Source organism: Alphaproteobacteria bacterium, assembly GCA_015231795.1.
GTDB lineage: Bacteria > Pseudomonadota > Alphaproteobacteria > Rhodospirillales > WMHbin7 > WMHbin7.
This window is the reverse complement of sequence record JADGAX010000008.1, coordinates 39480-57965: the sequence shown is the minus strand read 5'-3', so window position 1 is coordinate 57965 and position 18486 is coordinate 39480. Positions and strand designations below refer to the sequence as shown.

19 protein-coding genes are annotated in these 18486 nt (G+C 61.0%); 5 read left to right on the top strand and 14 right to left on the bottom strand.

Annotated elements, in window-relative coordinates:
- Nucleotides 1–248: 248 nt before the first annotated feature.
- The 3 genes from HQL44_14880 to HQL44_14870 are packed head-to-tail and all read right to left on the bottom strand — an operon-like array spanning nucleotide 249 to nucleotide 3168.
- Nucleotides 249–1043: an SDR family oxidoreductase gene (locus tag HQL44_14880; GenBank protein MBF0269868.1), complete on the bottom strand. Its 795-nt coding sequence runs from the start codon at nucleotides 1041–1043 to the stop codon at nucleotides 249–251.
- 59 nt (nucleotides 1044–1102) lie between these two features.
- Nucleotides 1103–2119 (bottom strand): M48 family metallopeptidase, encoded by a 1017-nt coding sequence (locus HQL44_14875; GenBank protein MBF0269867.1) that lies wholly within the window; start codon nucleotides 2117–2119, stop codon nucleotides 1103–1105.
- Entirely contained in the window at nucleotides 2116–3168 is a 1053-nt protein-coding gene (locus HQL44_14870) for a DUF898 domain-containing protein (GenBank protein ID MBF0269866.1), read from the bottom strand. Before HQL44_14870 ends, HQL44_14875 begins: the two co-directional genes overlap by 4 nt.
- Nucleotides 3169–3362: 194 nt before the next feature.
- On the opposite strand from HQL44_14870, the gene nhaA reads away from it, so the two are divergent.
- The gene (gene nhaA / locus HQL44_14865) at nucleotides 3363–4523 is read left to right on the top strand and encodes a Na+/H+ antiporter NhaA (GenBank protein MBF0269865.1); all 1161 of its coding nucleotides are present in this window, start codon (nucleotides 3363–3365) and stop codon (nucleotides 4521–4523) included.
- On the opposite strand, the gene HQL44_14860 is transcribed toward nhaA, so the two are convergent.
- The 6 genes from HQL44_14860 to HQL44_14835 all read right to left on the bottom strand — a co-directional run bounded on the left by HQL44_14860 (nucleotide 4508) and on the right by HQL44_14835 (nucleotide 10220).
- Nucleotides 4508–4873, bottom strand: coding sequence for a thioredoxin family protein (locus HQL44_14860; GenBank protein MBF0269864.1), 366 nt, complete (start codon nucleotides 4871–4873; stop codon nucleotides 4508–4510). The two genes, nhaA and HQL44_14860, sit on opposite strands and share 16 nt — an antisense overlap.
- A 12-nt stretch (nucleotides 4874–4885) precedes the next feature.
- Nucleotides 4886–6160 carry an NAD(P)/FAD-dependent oxidoreductase gene (locus HQL44_14855; protein ID MBF0269863.1) on the bottom strand — a complete coding sequence of 425 codons (1275 nt, stop codon included), beginning with the start codon at nucleotides 6158–6160 and terminating at the stop codon, nucleotides 4886–4888.
- A gap of 10 nt (nucleotides 6161–6170) precedes the next feature.
- A complete protein-coding gene (soxB, locus tag HQL44_14850) occupies nucleotides 6171–7862 on the bottom strand; it encodes a thiosulfohydrolase SoxB (GenBank protein ID MBF0269862.1) in 1692 nt (563 codons plus the stop codon).
- Nucleotides 7863–7989: 127 nt separating this feature from the next.
- Entirely contained in the window at nucleotides 7990–9288 is a 1299-nt protein-coding gene (soxA, locus tag HQL44_14845) for a sulfur oxidation c-type cytochrome SoxA (protein MBF0269861.1), read from the bottom strand.
- Nucleotides 9289–9322: 34 nt separating this feature from the next.
- Entirely contained in the window at nucleotides 9323–9643 is a 321-nt protein-coding gene (gene soxZ / locus HQL44_14840) for a thiosulfate oxidation carrier complex protein SoxZ (protein MBF0269860.1), read from the bottom strand.
- 52 nt (nucleotides 9644–9695) lie between these two features.
- A complete protein-coding gene (locus tag HQL44_14835) occupies nucleotides 9696–10220 on the bottom strand; it encodes a thiosulfate oxidation carrier protein SoxY (GenBank protein MBF0269859.1) in 525 nt (174 codons plus the stop codon).
- 349 nt (nucleotides 10221–10569) lie between these two features.
- Between HQL44_14835 and HQL44_14830 the strand changes: the two genes are divergently transcribed.
- A complete protein-coding gene (locus HQL44_14830) occupies nucleotides 10570–11895 on the top strand; it encodes a M23 family metallopeptidase (GenBank protein ID MBF0269858.1) in 1326 nt (441 codons plus the stop codon).
- A 56-nt stretch (nucleotides 11896–11951) separates the two neighbouring features.
- Here the strand turns inward: HQL44_14830 and HQL44_14825 are convergent, their stop codons facing one another.
- Genes HQL44_14825 through clpB form a run of 3 tightly spaced genes read right to left on the bottom strand, consistent with a single transcriptional unit; the run spans nucleotide 11952 to nucleotide 15477 of the window.
- The gene (locus tag HQL44_14825; GenBank protein ID MBF0269857.1) at nucleotides 11952–12455 is read right to left on the bottom strand and encodes a copper chaperone PCu(A)C; all 504 of its coding nucleotides are present in this window, start codon (nucleotides 12453–12455) and stop codon (nucleotides 11952–11954) included.
- 48 nt (nucleotides 12456–12503) lie between these two features.
- Nucleotides 12504–12884 (bottom strand): hypothetical protein, encoded by a 381-nt coding sequence (locus tag HQL44_14820; protein MBF0269856.1) that lies wholly within the window; start codon nucleotides 12882–12884, stop codon nucleotides 12504–12506.
- 16 nt (nucleotides 12885–12900) lie between these two features.
- Nucleotides 12901–15477, bottom strand: coding sequence for an ATP-dependent chaperone ClpB (clpB, locus tag HQL44_14815; GenBank protein ID MBF0269855.1), 2577 nt, complete (start codon nucleotides 15475–15477; stop codon nucleotides 12901–12903).
- Between the two features lie 326 nt (nucleotides 15478–15803).
- Between clpB and HQL44_14810 the strand changes: the two genes are divergently transcribed.
- Nucleotides 15804–16061 carry a DUF2312 domain-containing protein gene (locus HQL44_14810; protein ID MBF0269854.1) on the top strand — a complete coding sequence of 86 codons (258 nt, stop codon included), beginning with the start codon at nucleotides 15804–15806 and terminating at the stop codon, nucleotides 16059–16061.
- Here HQL44_14810 and HQL44_14805 read toward each other — a convergent pair.
- Together HQL44_14805 and HQL44_14800 are read right to left on the bottom strand one after the other, a co-directional pair.
- On the bottom strand, nucleotides 16058–16699 hold the full coding sequence (locus tag HQL44_14805) for a DUF1109 family protein (GenBank protein MBF0269853.1): 642 nt from the start codon (nucleotides 16697–16699) through the stop codon (nucleotides 16058–16060). The two genes, HQL44_14810 and HQL44_14805, sit on opposite strands and share 4 nt — an antisense overlap.
- Entirely contained in the window at nucleotides 16686–17267 is a 582-nt protein-coding gene (locus tag HQL44_14800; protein ID MBF0269852.1) for a sigma-70 family RNA polymerase sigma factor, read from the bottom strand. The genes HQL44_14805 and HQL44_14800 overlap by 14 nt, the downstream gene beginning before the upstream one ends.
- 117 nt (nucleotides 17268–17384) lie before the next feature.
- Here HQL44_14800 and HQL44_14795 point away from each other — a divergent pair, with 117 nt between their 5' ends.
- Both HQL44_14795 and HQL44_14790 read left to right on the top strand, forming a co-directional pair.
- The gene (locus tag HQL44_14795) at nucleotides 17385–17765 is read left to right on the top strand and encodes a thioredoxin family protein (protein ID MBF0269851.1); all 381 of its coding nucleotides are present in this window, start codon (nucleotides 17385–17387) and stop codon (nucleotides 17763–17765) included.
- Between the two features lie 3 nt (nucleotides 17766–17768).
- Entirely contained in the window at nucleotides 17769–18482 is a 714-nt protein-coding gene (locus tag HQL44_14790; protein ID MBF0269850.1) for a sulfite exporter TauE/SafE family protein, read from the top strand.
- The last annotated feature ends 4 nt before the right edge of the window (nucleotides 18483–18486 follow it).

The window sequence follows — 18486 nt, the reverse complement described above, 5'->3', positions numbered from 1 at the left end:
TGCAAGACCGGCGGCCACCACCCAAAAGGAAGAATAGCAAGATGAGCGGATTTCGAAAAGCGCCGAGACGGCTCAAGGCGTGTTAATACTTGATGATCGGCGGGAAAGTTTACGTTTGCCGCCGACTAATTCTTTTAACTCTTTGTAGTTGCGGCCATTTTTCTTAGTAAAAGTGGCCGCTGCCGACGATGCCGCCCAGAGAATTCCTAAGACGGGGGGGCGGCAAACAGGCGGCGCATGCGCCAAGTTTACGGCATCAGTTCGCCGCCCGCCAGAACGATGCTCTGGCCGGTGACCGAGTTAGCGGCGTCGGAACACAGCCAAGCCACCGTGCCCCCCACCTCGCTGGGTTGCACCAGTCGGCCCTGCGGGTTGTGGGCCAGCAATTGGGCCAGGGCCTCGTCGCGCGAGCGCCCGGTCTTGGCGGTGATCGTATCGAGCGATTGGGCGACGATGTCGGTGTCGGTATAGCCCGGACAGACGGCGTTGACGGTAACGCCTGTCTTGGCCAATTCGATGGCCAGCGAGCGGGTGAAACCGACCATCGCATGTTTGGCGGCGCAATAAGCGGCGATATAGGCCATGCCGGTCAGCCCGGCGGTGGAGGCGATATTGACGATGCGCCCCCAATTGGCCTTTTGCATGCCGGGCAGCACGGCCTGTGCGGCAAAAACGGCGCCCATCAGATCGACATCCAGAATTTTTTTCCAGAATGCGGCGTCGCTTTTCATGAAGGGGGCGGACAGGGCGATGCCCGCATTGTTGACCAGAATGTCCACCGGTCCTTGCTGGTCCATGCATTGGGCGAAGGCGGCTTTGACCTGCGCCTCGTCTGCGATATCAGCGGCTGACGCGCAAACCTCAATTCCATGGCGCGAGCGAAGGCCTGCCGCAGCACTTTCCAAGGCATCGGCATTGCGGCCCAGCAAGGTCAGATTGGCTCCCTGGCTGGCCAGGGAGTCGGCAATCGCCGCCCCAATGCCGCGCCCGCCACCGGTAATGGCGGCGTGCTTGTTCTTCAGGGGCTGGGCTGGTTGGCTCATGGCGAAACTGTAGCTTGGGCCACCGGCCAATGCAATAAATTCGGTATAGGGTTACCGAATTAGGGGCGCTGTAGCGCATCCGCCTCGCGGATCAGGCGCAGCCGATCCGGCGTTGGGGGATGGGTGGACAGCCAAGCCGGGGCCGAGGTCTGCCCTTCCGCCTTCTCCATCCGCTCGAGAAAGGCGGCCAGATGGGCTGGCGGCAAGGACAGTTTTCGCATCAAGGCGACGGCGAACAGATCGGCTTCGCGTTCGAAGTCGCGCGAATAAGCCGATTCCAACAGCATGGCGGGCAGGGCGGTCAGCACGTCCGACACGTCGCCCAAGACGAACAGGGCCATGGCAGCCATGGCCGAGCTTTGCACCATGCGCTGCATGCCGTGGCGCATTTCCACATGGCCGATTTCATGGGCGAACACGGCTAAGATTTCCAGATCGCTTTCGGCCAGGTCCGCCAGTTGATCCGTCATGACGATGGTGCCATCGGGAAGCGCGAAGGCGTTGGCGCCGATCTTGCCCGCATCGCGCAGGGCAAGGCGGTAGTGATGGTCGCTGTCGGCGGCCTTGGCGGCCCGTTTCAGCAGGGCCTCTATTTCAGCCCTGCGTTTCTCCTCCAACATGGAAGGGTGGAAGGCCAGTTGATCGAAGGCTTCCAGCGTCTGCTGACTGGCCATGGTCAGCAGCGATTGCGGCAGGGCGAAGGCCAGCCGGTTGGCGGCGAGTGGGATGCCGTAAACAACGGTCAGCCAGCCTAGAAGAACGGTGGCGGCCAGGGCCGCCGCCGCCCAACGCCAGCGCGATTCCAAGCGATGCAACAAGCGGGCGCTGGCTTGGCGGTTGAAGCGGATTTCCAGCCGGTCGACGGCTTCGTTGTCTTGCGTTTCCAGCACGCGGCCATCTGGCAGGCGTAGGCGGCGCGGGATCTGGCCGATGCGATCCGAAACCGTTACCGCCAGCCAGGAACACAGCGCTTGGCCGCCCAGGCGAAGCGATCCGCCATCATCGATGTCCACAAAAACGTCGCGCCGCTGCGAGCTGTTTTCCTCGTACAGCCAGCCTTTCAAGCGCTCCGTCACAAGGCGATGTCCACATCCGCCATGTCGGCCATCTCCGAGGCGAAGGATTGCTGATTGACGGCAAGCTGCGACACGAAGCCCGACAGGTCGCCAGCCGGAATGACCGCCGTGCTGTCGGCCATGTATCTGGCCATGCGAACGCGCGCCCAGGGCAGAAGAAAGCCCAGGCTAAGAACCATCAAGACAAGATTGCTGGCTGATATCCAGGCGTAGCGCCAGGGGTTGAGGCTGGAGGAAAAGCGATGTCCACCTTCAAGCGAGGCGTGGCTGAAGATCAGATTGCGCGCCTTGGCGCGGACGAAAGGAGCCAGCAGCAAGATGATGGCGTAAAAGGCCAGAGGAATGATCGCCGCCATTTCATCAAGACTGGCCATGTCGCCAAGACCCCAAACGATGAACAGGACAATCACCGGTGCCAGCAGCAGGCCGAATGCCTGAAGATATATTTTATAGAAGCCGCCGACGGGGAGGTCGGCATTGAAGGACTTGCCCCCGAAGCGATAGCCTTGAACCAGATAGCGCGAGGTCTCACGATGAGCATAGGGGGCAAGAAGTCCTAGCGAAACAAGGGCGACAATCGGTAGAAGAATGAAGACCAGGAAGGCCTTGCCGTAGGAACCTTCGAAATCGAAATGCACATTGCGATAACTGCTCATGCGCGCGTTGAAGCGCAGGCTTAAATTAATCACCACTGGAACCAGGAAAAGCCAGGCAAGGCCAAGGACCAATCCAAGCGGGGGAACAAGATTGCCCGCGATGGCGTAGACGAGGATCAGGGCAAAGGCGATCAGGCGGCCTTTCAGAATTTGCATCGGCGTCGCGTGATATTCGAAGCAGGCGCCGTCCAGCGAGGTGCTGCCGTAGAAATAGCGATTGTTGCGCACCTTGGCCCAGGCCGAATAGATGCCCAGAGTCAGGGAGCTTAGGATCAGATTGACGATCCAGATGCTGAAATATTCCGAGGCGGTGCCGGAAAAGACGAAACCCATGGGCGGGCCGGGCGCCCTGCCGAATGGCTTAGAGCCAGTTTGCGGATTGGCGTCGTACATGAAAATCCCCCCTTAAGATGAACGCCCCCAGGGCGCTCCAGGGCAACCACTGTAAGTGGTATTACGTGGGGGTGCAACTCCATCGACATCCTATCCCCCGTTTGGTGGCCAGGGTGGATTGGCGGCATAGCGGTAGTCACGAACTTGTCTTGCGGCACAAAAAGTCTATATCTCCCCCTTGGAAGGAAGGGACAATCGCCGTGAAAAGCATCATGCACTTCTTGCGTCAGGAATCGGCGGGGGGATTCTTCCTGGCCGCCGCCGCAGCGCTGGCCATGGTTTGGGCCAACTCGTCCTGGGGAGGGCTTTACCAAGACCTGCTGGCCCTCAAGATTTCGTTCTCGGTGGGCGATTACGCCCTGTCCAAAACTCTGCTGCATTGGGTCAATGACGGCTTGATGGCCGTCTTCTTCATGCTGGTCGGCATTGAGATCAAGCGAGAAGTGATGGCCGGCGAACTGAACGACATGCGAAAGGCGGCCCTGCCTGCCGTGGCCGCCGTGGGTGGCATGGCGGTTCCGGCTGCGGTCTATGCCGCGTTCAACTGGCAGACCCCGGAAACTTTGGGCGGTTGGGCCATTCCGTCGGCGACCGACATCGCCTTTTCGCTGGGCGTGCTTTCGCTGCTGGGTACCCGCGTTCCCGTATCGTTGAAGGTGTTTCTGTTGGCGCTGGCCGTCCTTGACGATTTGGGCGCCATCGTGGTGATCGCCATTTTCTACACGGCAGACCTGTCGGCCCTGTCGCTGGGGCTGGCGGGAGTGGGGCTGGTTGGCCTGATTCTGTTGAATCTCTTGGGCGTCAGGCGCATCGCCCCCTATGTGCTGCTGGGCGCCTTCATGTGGGTCTGCGTATTGAAGTCGGGCGTCCACGCCACGCTGGCGGGCGTTGCCGTCGGCTTGATTCTGCCGCGCCCCAATCCTTCGGAACAAATCGAACATTCCCTGCATCCCTGGATCGTTTTCGGCATTTTGCCGCTGTTCGCCTTGGCCAATGCGGGCGTCCCCCTGGATGGTTTGGGGCTGGACGCCCTGGTTCATCCCGTAACTCTGGGCACGGCGCTGGGATTGTTTGTGGGCAAGCAGGCGGGAGTCGTCGGATTGTCCTGGCTGGCAATCAAGTTGCGGCTGGGAGGGTTGCCGACAGGGGCGACATGGATGCAATTCTACGGCGTTGCCGTTCTGACCGGCATCGGATTCACCATGAGCCTGTTCGTGGGAACCCTGGCCTTCGCCGACGACAGCCAGTTGAATGCGACTAGGCTTGGCGTGCTGCTGGGGTCATTCGCCTCGGCTGCGGCTGGCTACTTGATCTTGCGCCTTGCCAGCGCCGGTTCGCGTCAGCACTTGGCCTGAGCTTCGCGCGCTCTTGCCTTGGCGGCGGCCATATCCATCAGGTCCCAGAAGGTGCCCGAATCGCGGTAGCCCTGGATGCGCTCGACCTCTTCCTTGCAGGCCATGATCACAAAGGTCGGCGACAGGCGCACGCCTTCGATCTTCTCATAGCCCTTGGGGCGTTCCGCCTTGATGTCGATGCGTCTTAGCGGAAGGAGCGCCGCCACGTCGGTACTGGCGTAATGTTGGCCGACATCGCGCTCCCAGGCGGCGCAATAGGGGCAGCCTTCGAAGCCGAACATCACCAACTCGCCCGCCCCTGCTGGGAAGGTTGCGAAGGCCAGGGCCAGAATCAGCAGCATGTTCTTCATCGCAAGACCTCGTCAGCCAAAGATCGATGCCAGCATGTCGCGCTCCCATTTCAGGCGGGCGGCCTTGTTGTCGGGCGTGCCCTTGGCCTCGGCGTCGGGATCAGAGTGCAGCTTCAAAGCGCCCTTGTCCAGATGCACCGCATAGCGCGAAATCGAGCGCATCGCCAGATCGGGCGACAGATAGGGATAGCAGGCGGTTTGCACGCGGGCAGGGCTGTCTTGGGTTATGTCGGGCTGCTTGACGCCAAGTTGACCGGCCACGCCCTTGGCGCACAGGACAGCGCTTTCGAAAGCGGCGGCGGCGCTAAAGCCATACGGGGTGCGCGCCGCGTCGCCCAGGGCGAAGACCGCCTCGTTCACCTTGCTGCGCAGCGTTAGAGGATCGACATCGGCAAAGCTGTCATTCGATCCTTGAATGCCTAGCTTGGCGACCAGCTTGCTTGCCTTGTTGGGCGGAATCAGCGACAGCAGATCATAGGGGATTTTATCGCCCATGCTGGTTTCCACCTCGCGCTTCTTGACGTCGACGCGGGCCACGCTTTCTTGAAAGACGTAATCGATATAGGGGCCGAAGGCGCCGAAGGCAGCGCTGAAACCATCGGCCACCAGTTGGGGCTGCGGATTGGGCCGATCATCGATCAGCACCACCTTGCCCTTAAGGTTGCGCGATTTCAGATGATGAGCCAGCAGCAAGACATATTCGTAGGGGGCTGGCGAACATTTTACGGCGCCCGGCGGCGCGCTGACGACGATGTTGCCGCCCTTGAAGGCGAACAGGCGGGTATGCAGCTTGGACAGGGCCTGGCGGTCGTAGAGCGACAGATTGGCTTCGGGATCGGCCTGCAAGCCGTCGATCGTTTCAGTGGCAAGTTCGATGCCGCTGGCCGCCACCAAGGCGGAATAGACGAACGAGCCTTTGCTGGTCTCCACCATGTTCTTTTTCATGTCGGCCCCCAGAACCTGGCCGCGAATGATCTTGATCCCCTTGGCGGACAACAGCTCGTAGCCGCGCATGGCGTCGGCGAAGGGTCTGCGTCCAAAAACGCAATCAAGCGTGGCCGGGCCGGAAAAAAAGCTGGGCTGCGGTTCCACCAGCAGAATCTCGGCGTCCGGCAGCAAGCGGCGCAATTCGACCGCCGTCTTGCATCCGGCGACGCCGCCGCCAGCGATGACCACGCGCTTGTTCTTGCCGGTCAGGTCCGCCGCCGAAGGGCGGCTTAGGATCAGGGGCGAAACGCCCGCGGCCAGGATGCCCGCCAGGCCTGTCAAGACGGCGCGCCGTTTCATGGGCTTTCTCCTATCCGATCAACTGCACGCGGTTGCGGTCTTCGATCCTAACCTTGCCCTGTCCGCGCAGATAGGCCGTGACCACGTCATAGCAAGGCGGGCCTTTCATCTCCTGCATCGAAGCCCAGCCCGCCGCCTTGTAGGATTTGGCTTGGTCCAGAGGCTTGCCCGCCACCATGATGTTGGAAATGCGCTGGCCCATCGGCTTTTTGGGGTCGATGGCGTAGCTGACCCCGCCCACGCGCACCATGTCGCCGCCCTGGCGGGCATAGGGATCGGGATGGAACAGGTTGTTCGCCACATCTTCCATGACATGCTTGATCTCGGCCCCTAAAAGTTCGCGCGACCAAGTGTTGGGATAGGTCAGGCCGGTATGGGTAAAGACGTCTTCTTGGGTGATCGTCTGGCCGGGCAGAATGCTGATGCCCCACCTGAAGCCGGGCGAGAAGGCTATCTGGGCGTCGTAATGTTTCATCAAGGCGTCGAGGATGATTTCGTCGAAGGGGCCGTTGAAATTTCCCCGCCGCCACAGCAATGATTCCGACACTGCCAGCTTTTCGGACAATTTGTCCTTGAAGGGGGCGCGGATGGTTTCGATCAGCTTGGCCATGGCCGGATCGGAAGGCTGGGCGTTCGAAAGAACGGGGATCAGCTTGTAGCGCCAGCCCCGCACGCGTTTGTCCTTCACGTCGAGGTCCAGGCGCGACAGCCACTTGCCGTGCGCGCCCGATTGGATGACCAGCGTGTTGCCGACCTTTACAGGCTGGGCCAGCGCATCATGCGTGTGGCCGCCCAGGATGACGTCGATGCCCTTGACGCGCCCGGCCAGTTTCCAATCTACCGAGAAGCCGTTGTGGCTGAGCAGAACGACGACATCCACTTTTTCCTTGTTGCGCAGCTCGTCGACCAGCTCTTGAATCCGTCCCTCCTCGATCCCGAAGGTCAGGTCGGGCACGAAGCGCAGCGGATGCGAAATCGGCGTGTAGGGAAAGGCCTGGCCGATGACGCCGATCTTGACGCCGCCCGTTTCGCGCACCGTATAGGGTTTGAAGACCGGTTCCCGCCATTGGGTGTCGCGCACATTCTGGGCCACGAAATCGCCCTTGAAGACGCCTTGCTTTTCGGCGTCGCCGAAATATTCCCGCACCTTGTCGATGCCGTATGTGAACTCCCAGTGCGGCGAGAAAACGTCGACGCCAAGCTGGTTGACGACGTCGATCATGTCGCGCCCTTGCGTCCACAGCGCGGTGGCCGACCCTTGGATGGTGTCGCCGCCGTCCAGCAGCAGCACCTTGCCGGGGCGTTCCGTCTTGACGCGATTGACCAGGGCGGCGATATGGGCATAGCCGCCCATGGGTCCGTATTGCCGCGCCAATTCAGTGAAGGACAGATGCGTGTAGGCGTGCGCCTCCGGCGACCCCGGCTTGAAGCCGTAATGGTCGAGCAGGGTTTTTCCTGTCAGATAAGGCGGCTTGCCCGCTTCGGCGCCCACGCCGTACAGACTGTCCGGTTCTCGGTAATGCACGGGCAGCAGCGTGGCGTGGCTGTCGGTCATGTGCAGTAGCGTCACATTGCCCATCGCCTGAAAATCGGTCAGGTTCTCAGGTTTCATTTCGGCACCGATGCCGCGTCCGCTGATCAGGGATGCGCCCGCCGCCACGCCGGCCAGGGCGAGAAAGTCGCGCCGTGATACCTCGTCCATGAATGCCTCCAATTAACGGTAGGGCATGGGAAAGTTTCGTCCCCCGTCGTCACCCCCGGGCTTGGCCCGGGGGTCCATGGATTGCCGGGTCAAGCCCGGCAATGACGAAGGAAAGAGAGCATATCCTTTAGTGACCCAGACCGGGGACGCGGATTGGCTTGCCCTGGCCGAATGAGGCCAGATAAAGCTCGAGTTCCGCATATTCGATCGAATCGCCGGGGATGAAGTTCATGCCCAGCGGCAGGGTGCACCATTGGAAGCGCTTCCTGATGTCCCACACTTTGGCGAAGTTGGTGCGGTAGGTGGGGAAATGCAGGTTCATCGGCATCGTAACCTGGGGCAGCATGCGCCCGCCCAGGAAATGTCCGCCGCCTCTTTCCGGCGTGTGGCAGTCGGCGCAGGCGTGATTGCGCTGGCCGACCCGGTTGTAGAAAGACCCCTTGCCGCGCTCGAGTGCCGCCTTCATCTCGGGCGTCGACATGTCGATGTTCTGATTCATCCCGTTGGACGCCATCTTGATGGCGGTCGCGGTCAGGATGTTGTCAGTCCCTTGGGCGGGCAGGCTGTTTGCCCCCATCGTGTCCTTGCTGTGCGGCCCCAGGAAATCCTCGATCGCCATGGTGCGATCATAGGTTTTCACGAAGCGCGGCCATTTGGTGGCGACGCCGACCATCTTGGCTGGTCCGCCCGCATGGCAAGACTCGCAGGTCTTGCCGTTCGTTCCGGCCTTTTTCCAGACCTTGGCGGCAGCGCTTTCGGCCATGGCGATGGCCGGATTGTTGGTGGGGTCGAGATTGTCGCCAAACCCTTCCGAGACATAGCGCGTGGACGGGTCGATATTGGGGTCCTTGCGCTTGACGTCGGGTCCTTTCTGGGTTTGCAGATAGGCCACCAGATGCACGATTTCTTCGGGCGTGAAGGCGCCCGACGTGCCCCAGGGCGGCATGTGGCTGTCTTCGTTCACCGAACGCATGTCGTAGATCATCTGATAGACGAATTCGTCCTTGAATTTCTTTTCGGCGAAATGGGACAGATTGGGGCCGACATTGCCCATCGGCCAGATATCGTCCCTGACCACATGGCACCCGGTGCAGGGCGCCTTGTTGCGGTTTTGGAACAGCTTCTTGCCCTTCTCGACGTCGCCTTTGACGTCCTTGGGCATCGCAGCCTTGACGACGGGCGGCTGCGGGATCGTTTCATTGTAGGCGTAGGTGCGGTATTTCGACCAGTCGATGGCGGCAAAGGGGCTGTAGGGTCCTTCGTTGTAGCGAATCTGAACCTGCTTGCCGTCCTTCATTTCCAAGGGCGCCGCCGATTCCTTGATCGCCTGCGACGTCCATTCGGGAACGGCGGTGGCGCAGGCGGCGACGATCAGTGCCGACCCGGCTGCAATGGCGAAAGATCGCCAGGATGTCCATTGATGCATGTTGGCCTCCCCATGATTTTTTTTCGGGTCTGCGTCAGAACGCGACGTCGATCGCGCCGATGTGCTTCTCGCCCGTCGTGTCCTCGAAGGTGATGACGAGTTTTCCGGGTTCGTTGACCTTGAGCGGGAATTCCACAAAAGGATTGGCGCTTAGGGACTGGGTCATTTCGCCCGTCATGATGGTCTTGCCATTGAAGGTGACCGTGACGGTGTGAATGAAGTTGTAGACTTTCTCGATGACCTTGCCGTCCTTGCCGCGCTCGACGACTTCCATGGGATGGGTCACAAGCGCGCGAACGGCGATCACTTCGCCCTTGGCGACGGTTTTGGGAAGGCGGATCTTGACTTCGGCCATGATTGTTCTCCTTGACGATGCGATGTGGCGTTGGCGGAACGATGGGGCGGGGTCAGCCGCCGCAACCGCCGACGGTCACGCGCACTTCCTGGATGGCTTGATAAAGGCTGCCGTCGCTCATTTCGACCACGGCCCGCACGTTGGTAGTGTCGCCAAGGCGAAGATTGGTGCCCACCAGCGCCCCGCCCGCATCGGGCGTGAAGGTGTATTTGGCCGATAGCGGCCGGCGGTTCTTGTCGGCGATGATGTAGATGGCCTTGGCGTATTTGTCCTTGGTCATCGTCCCTTTCACCTCGACGCGGGCGGCGACCACCGATCCGTTCTCGGCGATCATGGGAATCTTGAATTCGAAGACGTTGCCAGCCTCTTTGATCGGGCGCTTGCCGAACAATCGGTCCATGGTCTGTTGCAGGCTCTCCTCGGGTTGAATGCCCTTGGCCTGGGCCAAGGCCTTGCCAGGGATCAGCGCCAGGGGGCCGAAGGCCGCCAGCGCTGCGCAAGCGCCCGCCAGCTTGGCGCCACGCGCCAGCAAAGCGCGCCTGGGCATGGTTGAATCGAGTGACGTTGGATGTTTCATTGGATCTCCCCTTTATTTTGAAAAATACGCAGCAATTTAGTTGAATGCGGTATTTTACATGGTCGTGTGTATGGCAAATCCTGACAAACCCTAATGTACATGCGAAACCAAGTCCACCGAATTGATTTTCTGCATATATCATGGTACTACAACCACGTATTAGTACTAATTCAACACAATCGCCATGTGTTATCTGGCCCGCAAAAAGGTCTAAATTCCCATATGAGGCCTGCATAGCCTGCGGGGCTGTGAATAAATTATCGTTCGGAATCAATGTGTCGGTTGACAGCTTGGGCTAATTCCCGCATTTTTACCGTCATAAGAAGAGAAGCAAGGGGAAGAGGTTGGCATGGAAACGGGGCGACTTGTCCGGCGGGGCATTCTTGGACTGGCCTTTCTGACGGCGACGGCGCTTCTTTTCATCGATCCCGGCACGGGCGGGCGGGTCCAGGGCGCGGGTGCTGCCCTGCTGGACGGCGAATATTCCAAAACCCAGCTTGGCGCGGGCACCCTCAATGGCGACAGTTTGCTGGAAGAAGAGGTTCTTCTGCCGATGGTTCGTCTGCTGGCCGTCGAGCCGGGCGACACGTTGGCCCAGATTCTAATCGATGAAGGCGCCGAGGCGGGCGAGGCGCATGCCGCCATCGGCGCGCTGCGCAAAATGTTCAATCCCCGCGATCTGAAAAGCGGGCAGCAAATCGAAGTGACGTTCCAGCCGACTCCCGATGGGTTGGGGGGATCGCGCTTCATGGGGCTTTCCTTCGAACCTGACTATGCGCGCAAGATCGAGCTGGCGCGCGGCGAGGACGGAAGTTTCTCCGCCAAGGAAAACCTAAAGCCCTTGAGCCATGAAATTGTGCGAGCCGAAGGGCGGATCGATTCCAGCCTGTATGACGCCGCGATCAAGGCGGGCATCGGCCATAATGTTCTGTCCACCATGGTGCGCGTGCTGTCCTACGACGTCGATTTCCAACGCGACATCCAGGAAGGCGACAGTTTCCAAGTCTTCTACGAACGCTGGACCGACGAGAAGGGCAATGCCGTCAAGGATGGCGACATTTACTATCTATCGATGACGTTGTCCGGCAAGCCCTTGCATTACTATCGTTTCAAGGCCGCCGATGGGCTGGTCGATTATTTCAACGACAAGGGCGAGAGTGTGAAAAAGGCCCTGCTGCGCACGCCAGCCGATGGCGCTCGCATCACATCGAAATTCGGTTCGCGCAGGCATCCGATCCTGGGCTATTCGCGCATGCATAAGGGCATCGATTTCGGCCTGCCCCATGGCGCACCCATTCAGGCGGCGGGCGATGGCGTGGTCGAGATGGCGGGCGTCAACAAAGGCTATGGCAATTATCTGCGCATCCGCCACGCCAACGGATTCTCCACCGCTTACGCGCATCTTTCGGGTTTCGCCAAGGGCGTCAGAACCGGCAAGCGCGTCGGCCAGGGCCAGGTGGTGGCCTATGTCGGCTCGACCGGCCTGTCGACGGGGCCGCATCTTCATTACGAAGTGATGGTCAACGGCAATCAGGTCAACCCCTTAAGCATCAAGATGCCGTCGGGCCGCAAGCTGGCGGGCAAGGAGTTGGATCTGTTCCATCAGGCGCGCCGCGAAACCGAGCGCAAAATGGCCGATGCCGCTGTGCTCGGAAAAATGGCCGCGGTGCAGTAAGATTGTTTTGCGCCGACAGAATAAGGGCGGCAGGTTGACCCTGCCGCCCATTTTCGTTAGTGGCTCTTGTGCTGCATTTCCTGCTTTTTTTCCTGAACCGCAGGGCCATGGCTTGGCGTACTGGAAGCCACGCCCTGCACCTGCACTTCGACCGTGACCGTGCCGGACTTTTCGAAAGTCAGCGTCATGGGAAAGACCTGGCCTTCCTTCAAAGGAGCCTTCAGCCCGATCAGCATGACATGCAAGCCGCCGGGGGCCAGCTTGGTTTCCGTTCCGCCTGCGACGTCGATGTCTGGCACTTGGCGCATGCGCATCACTTCGCCGTCCTTGATGTGGGTATGCAGCTCCACCACCTTGGAAACGTCGGCTTCCGCCTTGAGCAGCTTGTCGGAGGCCCCGCCATTGACGATGGTGAAGAAGGCCCCGCCCGCACCTGCCATGCCCGCCGAAGCCCTGGCCCAGGGGTGCTGAATGGTCAGATCGCCCAGCTTGTAGTCGTGGGCATTGGCGGTCATTGCGGCCAAGCAAAAAGCAGTGGCCAGAAACAAGGTACGCAACATGTCTGATACTCCCGATAAAATGGATAGATCGTGATCGTATGGGGGAAATCAGACGTTCTGCGGGGGGCCGCGCGCGCGGGGATGAGAGGCGATCGACTGCGCAACGCCGATGTCAGGCGCCGGTCCCAGCGCATGGCCGGACCCGCTTGGCAAGGGCAGTTCAACCGTGGGGGCCGTCAGCGCGATGACGGGCGCGCAGGCGCCAGCCAGACAAAAGGCGCAGCCATCTTGATTGCCGGTGTCTGGCGTGCTCAAAGGAAGCGAGGCGCCGGAACATAAAACATGCGCATCGACCATCAATTGGTCAGGCGCGCCTGCGGCTGAAAAAGACGGCGGCACGAAAGCGGCCTGCATCAGCAAAGCAACCACCGCCAGCCATGCGGCTAGGCGTTTTGGGGAGAATGGCGGCAAGATGCGATTAAGCCTCATGCCGCCATTTTACAGGTCATGCTGGGTGAATGTCCAGTTCGTCGCCCTTGACGCCAACCTTCACCTTTTGGCCGTCCTTCAGGCTTCCTTCCAGCAACAATCCGGCCAAAGGATTCTGAAGCGCTTGCTGGATCAGCCGCTTCAAGGGTCTGGCCCCATAGGCCGGGTTGTAGCCTTGGTCTCCCAGCCATGTGATGGCCTTCTTGTCCAACTCCAGCGTGATCTTGCGATCCGCCAGCAATTTGCGCAGGCGGCCCAATTGGATATCGACGATGCCGTCCATATGGGCGCGGCCCAGCCGGTGGAAAAGCAGGATCTCGTCCAAGCGGTTCAGGAATTCCGGGCGGAAGGAAGCGCGCACCATTTCCATCACCGGCTCCCTGACGGCGGCGGAATCCTCGCCTTCCGGCTGGTTGGCCAGAATGTCGGCGCCCAGGTTCGAGGTCAGCACGATCAGCGTATTTTTGAAATCGACGGTTCGGCCATGGCCGTCGGTCAGGCGGCCATCGTCCAGCACTTGCAGCAGCACGTTGAAAACATCCGGATGCGCCTTTTCGATTTCATCGAACAAGATGACCTGATAGGGACGCCTGCGCACGGCTTCGGCCAAAGCCCCACCCTCGTCATAGCCGACATAGCCGGGCGGCGCTCCGATCAGGCGGGCTACCGAATGTTTCTCCATATATTCCGACATGTCGATGCGCAAAAGCGCTGAATCGTCGTCGAACATGAATTCGGCCAGCGCCTTGCACAGTTCGGTTTTGCCGACGCCGGTGGGGCCAAGGAACAGGAACGAGCCGATGGGCCGGTGCGGATCGGCCAGACCAGCGCGCGAGCGGCGCACGGCGTTCGAGACGGCGATCACCGCCTCTTCCTGGCCGACGACGCGTCGTTGCAGGTTCTTTTCCATGGCCAGCAGCTTGGTCCGTTCGCCTTCCAGCATTTTATCGACCGGCACGCCGGTCCAGCGCGAGACCACGCCCGCGATCAGTTCGGGCGTCACGGTTTCCTTCAAGCTGCCCTTGTCGGCGCCGCCATCCATCTTTTCCAGCTTCTTTTCCAGCTTTGGAATCTGGTCGTAAAGCAGTTCGCCCGCCCGTTCGTACTTGCCTTCGCGTTGCGCCTTCTCGACTTCGATGCGGGCCTGTTCCAGCAATTCCTTGATCTTGGTGGCGTTGGCCAGTCCGTCCTTGGCCGATTTCCAGGAGGCCGCCATTTCGGCCGCCTTCTTTTCAAGGCCGACCAACTCGCCTTCCAGCTTTTGCAAACGATCCTTCGAGGCGGCGTCGGGTTCCTTTTTCAAAGCCTCGCGCTCGATTTTCAGCTGCATGATGCGCCGGTCCAATTCGTCCAGCGCTTCCGGCTTGGAATCGACCTCCATGCGCAGGCGGGACGAGGCTTCGTCAACCAGATCGATCGCCTTGTCGGGCAGGAAACGGTCGGTGATGTAGCGGGCCGACAGGGTGGCGGCGGCGACCAAGGCCCCGTCGGCGATGCGCACGCCATGGTGCAATTCGTACTTTTCCTTGATGCCGCGCAGGATGGAGACCGTGTCCTCCACCGTGGGTTCATCCACGAAGACCGGTTGGAAGCGCCTAGCCAGCGCCGCGTCCTTTTCGACATGCTTGCGATATTCGTTCAGCGTGGTCGCTCCCACGCAATGCAACTCGCCCCTGGCCAAGGCGGGTTTCAACAGGTTGGAGGCGTCCATCGATCCTTCGGCAGCACCTGCGCCGACCAGCGTATGCATCTCGTCGATGAACAAGATGATGTTGCCTTCGGCCGCCGTGGTCTCGGTCAGCACTGCCTTCAACCGCTCTTCGAACTCGCCCCGGAACTTGGCCCCGGCCACCAAAGCGCCCAGGTCCAGCACCATCAACTGCTTGTCCTTCAAGGCTTCCGGCACGTCGCCATTGACGATGCGCAAGGCCAAGCCCTCGACGATGGCCGTCTTGCCGACGCCGGGTTCGCCGATCAGCACCGGATTGTTTTTGGTTCGGCGCGCCAAGACCTGGATGGTGCGCCTGATCTCCTCGTCCCTGCCGATCACCGGGTCCAGCTTGCCGTCGCGGGCCGCCTGGGTCAGGTCGCGCGCATATTTCTTCAGCGCGTCATAGCTGTTCTCGGCGCTGGCGGAATGGGCCTGGCGGCCCTTGCGCACATTCTCGATGGCCTTGTTCAGCGCATGCGCCGTCACCTTGCCTTCGCCAAGCGCCTTGGCCGAAGGGGTGCCCGCCGCCATGGCCAGCGCCATCAGCAGGCGCTCGGCGGTGACGAAACTGTCGCCCGACTTCTCGGCCAGTGTCTCAGCGCTTTTCAGAACGCGGGCCAGTTCGGGCGTCAGGTAGATTTGCCCGGCCCCCGCTCCCTCGACCTTGGGAATTTTGGCCAGTTCGGCCTCGACCGCCTTCAGCGCCGCCTTGGCGTCGCCGCCCGCCTCGCCGATCAGATTGGCGGCCAGCCCTTCCTGGTCCTCCAGCAGCACCTTCAGCAGATGTTCTGGCGTGAACAATTGGTGGCCGCTTCGCAAAGCCAGCATCTGAGCCGACTGCATGAAACCCTTGCAGCGGTCTGAATATTTCTCGAGATCCATGATTCTCTTTTCCTCGTGACGGGGTTTCGGACCCTGAAAGGCAGCGGCCTCGAGACCCCTCTAGATTAGCCTCTTGGCCGGGATATGGGGAAAAAAACCTTAACCGCAAGGGGAGTTAACCAAGCGGCAATTTTGCTGCTTGGACGCGGGCAAAGCCCGCGCGCGAGCCTCCTGGCGAGCGAGAGCCAAGGGCGCGCAGCGCCCGCCCGGCGCTTGAGGCTTGCGTTAATCGCTTCCGATTAACGCAAATTGGCATAAACCAGGGGGTTGCGGGAAGGGCTGCGGGGGGGCTATCTTCCGGGCCTTCAATCCGGGAGGACAGGATCATGACGGGCAAGGCAGGCGACAAGGGCGGGATCACGGGCGAGCGCTTAAAGAGCTTCATCGAGCGCGTCGAGCGTTTGGAAGAGGAAAAGGCCGCCCTGGCCGCCGACATCAAGGATGTCTATTCCGAAGCCAAATCTGCCGGGTTCGACGTCAAGATCATCCGCCAGTTGATCCGCATCCGCAAATCCGATCCTCAGGATCGCCGCGAGCAGGAAGAGCTGCTCGAGTTGTACATGCAAGCCATCGGAATGGTCTAAGCGCGCCTCAGCATTCGAGGCCCCAGCGCGCGGCCCAGAAGGGCGATGGCGAAGATAATGCCGCCATGCCAGACCAGAACGACCGGGCTGGCATCGACCGGGTGGTGCAGGCGCAGCGCCAGTTCGGCCAATCCCGCCGAGGCCAGGGCGGCCAGCAACAGAGCGCTTTTCGGCGCGAAGATCAGGCCGCGTTTCAACATGAAAACCATGGCCGCCGCCGGAACCAGACTTCCCAGCGCGATTGACGGAATGCAGGTGATGTCGTTGCCGGGGTCAAGGCCGCCGACGCCCAGCGCCAGCCAGCTTTGCCAGCAGCCCTGACCCAGCGATCCCAGCCAGAGCGACAAGGGAAGCAGGGGCAGCCAGGAAATCCAGCTGGGGCGTCCGGGAACGCTGAGGCAGAGCGCCGCATAGCCCGCCAGCAGGGCGGTGGTCAGCGCCGCCGCCTGTTCCAGAAGAAAGCCCGGCTCTGTAAAGCGTTGCCCCAGTTCCGGGGCCAATCCATCGATGGCGATGATGACGGCCAGATAGGGAACGGCCAGCAACAGCCACAGCGCCAAGCGTCGCTCGGGCGGGGCGATTCTTTCCACCGGACGAAGGTCGGCGCTTAATTGGGCGATCAAGTCATCGGTCTGCATGGCCGTCTTCCTTCTGGGCCAGATAGTTCCTAAGCCGCGTCATGGCCCTGTGAACGGTGATTTTCAGGGTTGGAACGCTGCGCCCCGTCAAAGCCGAGGCTTCCTTCAGCGAAAGCCCCTGCAGCTTCATCAGCTCCAAGGCGCGCCGCTGTCCGGCTGGCAGTTGGGCCAGCGCGTCTGCCACATCGCGGGCGGCCTGTCTTGCATTCCCTTCCTCTTTCGCTGGCAGCGATTGGAAAGTTACATGCCAGGGGTCGAAGGCGATTTCGTTGGCGCGCAGACGATAGTCGCGGCGCAGCCGGTCGATCAGGCGGTGGCTGAAGATCGCCATCAGCCAGGGCATGAAAGCGCGTTCAGGGTCATAGGTCTGTCTGGCCGTATGGACGGAAAGCAGCGTGTCTTGCACGATGTCTTCGGCCAGATCGGGCGGGCAGCGCTTGTGCAGGGCAATGGTCCGCAGCAAGGGGGAGACCTCGCCCAGCAGGCGGGCATAGGCCCGCTTGTCGCCCTCTTGCGCTTGGCGCATCAGAGCACCCCATTCCCTTTCCTGATCCAAGCTGGCGCGCATCCACGCCAGTGTTCAGGGAAAAAAACTTAAAAACAAGCCGTAACCTTTTTGGAAGGCCATCGAACCAGGATCACGGAGAGGGTCAATTTCGCCCGCCCATAGCGAGGAGTTCGGCCAATGTTCACAAGATTATTCATGGCAAGTCTGGCGGTCCTGCTGATGGGGGCCGCGCAAGCGTTGGCGGCGACGCCCTATGAAGCCAAGGCTTTCATGGCCGATCAAGAGGCTGGAAAGCCGGTTCTTATCCATGTGACCGCGCCCTGGTGCCCAACCTGCACCAAGCAAAAACCAACCGTCTCGGCGATCGAAAAGGAAAAGCCGGGCTTGGTGGTCTATGAAGTCGATTTCGACAGCCGCAAGGACGTGCTGAAACAATTCGGCGTGCAGATGCAAAGCACGCTGATCGTCTTCAAGGGCAAGCAGGAAACCGGTCGTTCGACCGGAGAAACCGATCCCGCGAAAATCCGCGCCCTGACCGACAAGGCGACGGGCATGTAGGCGATGATCGGCTGGGGCAGTCTGGGGCTGGCAAGTTTGGCGGGGGCGTTGTCGACGCTCTCGCCTTGCGTCCTGCCCTTGCTGCCGGTTCTGGTCGCTGGCGCGGCCAGGGGGCATCGGCTGGGGCCGCTGGCTTTGGCGGGCGGCCTTTCCCTTTCGTTCGCCGTGCTGGGAATCTTTCTGGCGCTGTTCGGTTTCGCCCTGGGATTGGATAGTGGGCTGGTCCGCAGTGGAGCGGCCATTCTGATGGTCGTTTTCGGCTTGGTCTTGCTGGTTCCTGCCTTGCAACAAGGCTTTGCCGTGGCGCTGGCCCCGTTGACCGGCGGCGGAAACGATCTTCTGGCCCGTTTCACCCCGGATGGATTGGGCGGCCAGTTCCTGTTGGGGCTGCTGCTGGGCGCCGTCTGGTCGCCTTGCACCGGCCCCACCTTGGGGGCTGCCGTCGGTTTGGCCGCCCAGGCGGAAAGTGCTGGCGGGGCCGGGCTGGTCATGCTGGCTTTCGGCCTGGGGGCGGGATTGCCCCTGGTTCTTCTGGCCTATGTCTTTCGGGGCGGGGTTCGCCGGCTGGCCGTGCTGGGCCGCCTGGCCAAGCCGATCCTGGGCGGCGCATTGCTGTTCGTGGGGATCATGGTCTTAAGCGGGCTGGACAAGGCGCTGGAAACCCGACTCGTAGCCCTGCTTCCCGACTGGCTGATCGATCTCGTGACCCGCTTCTAACGCG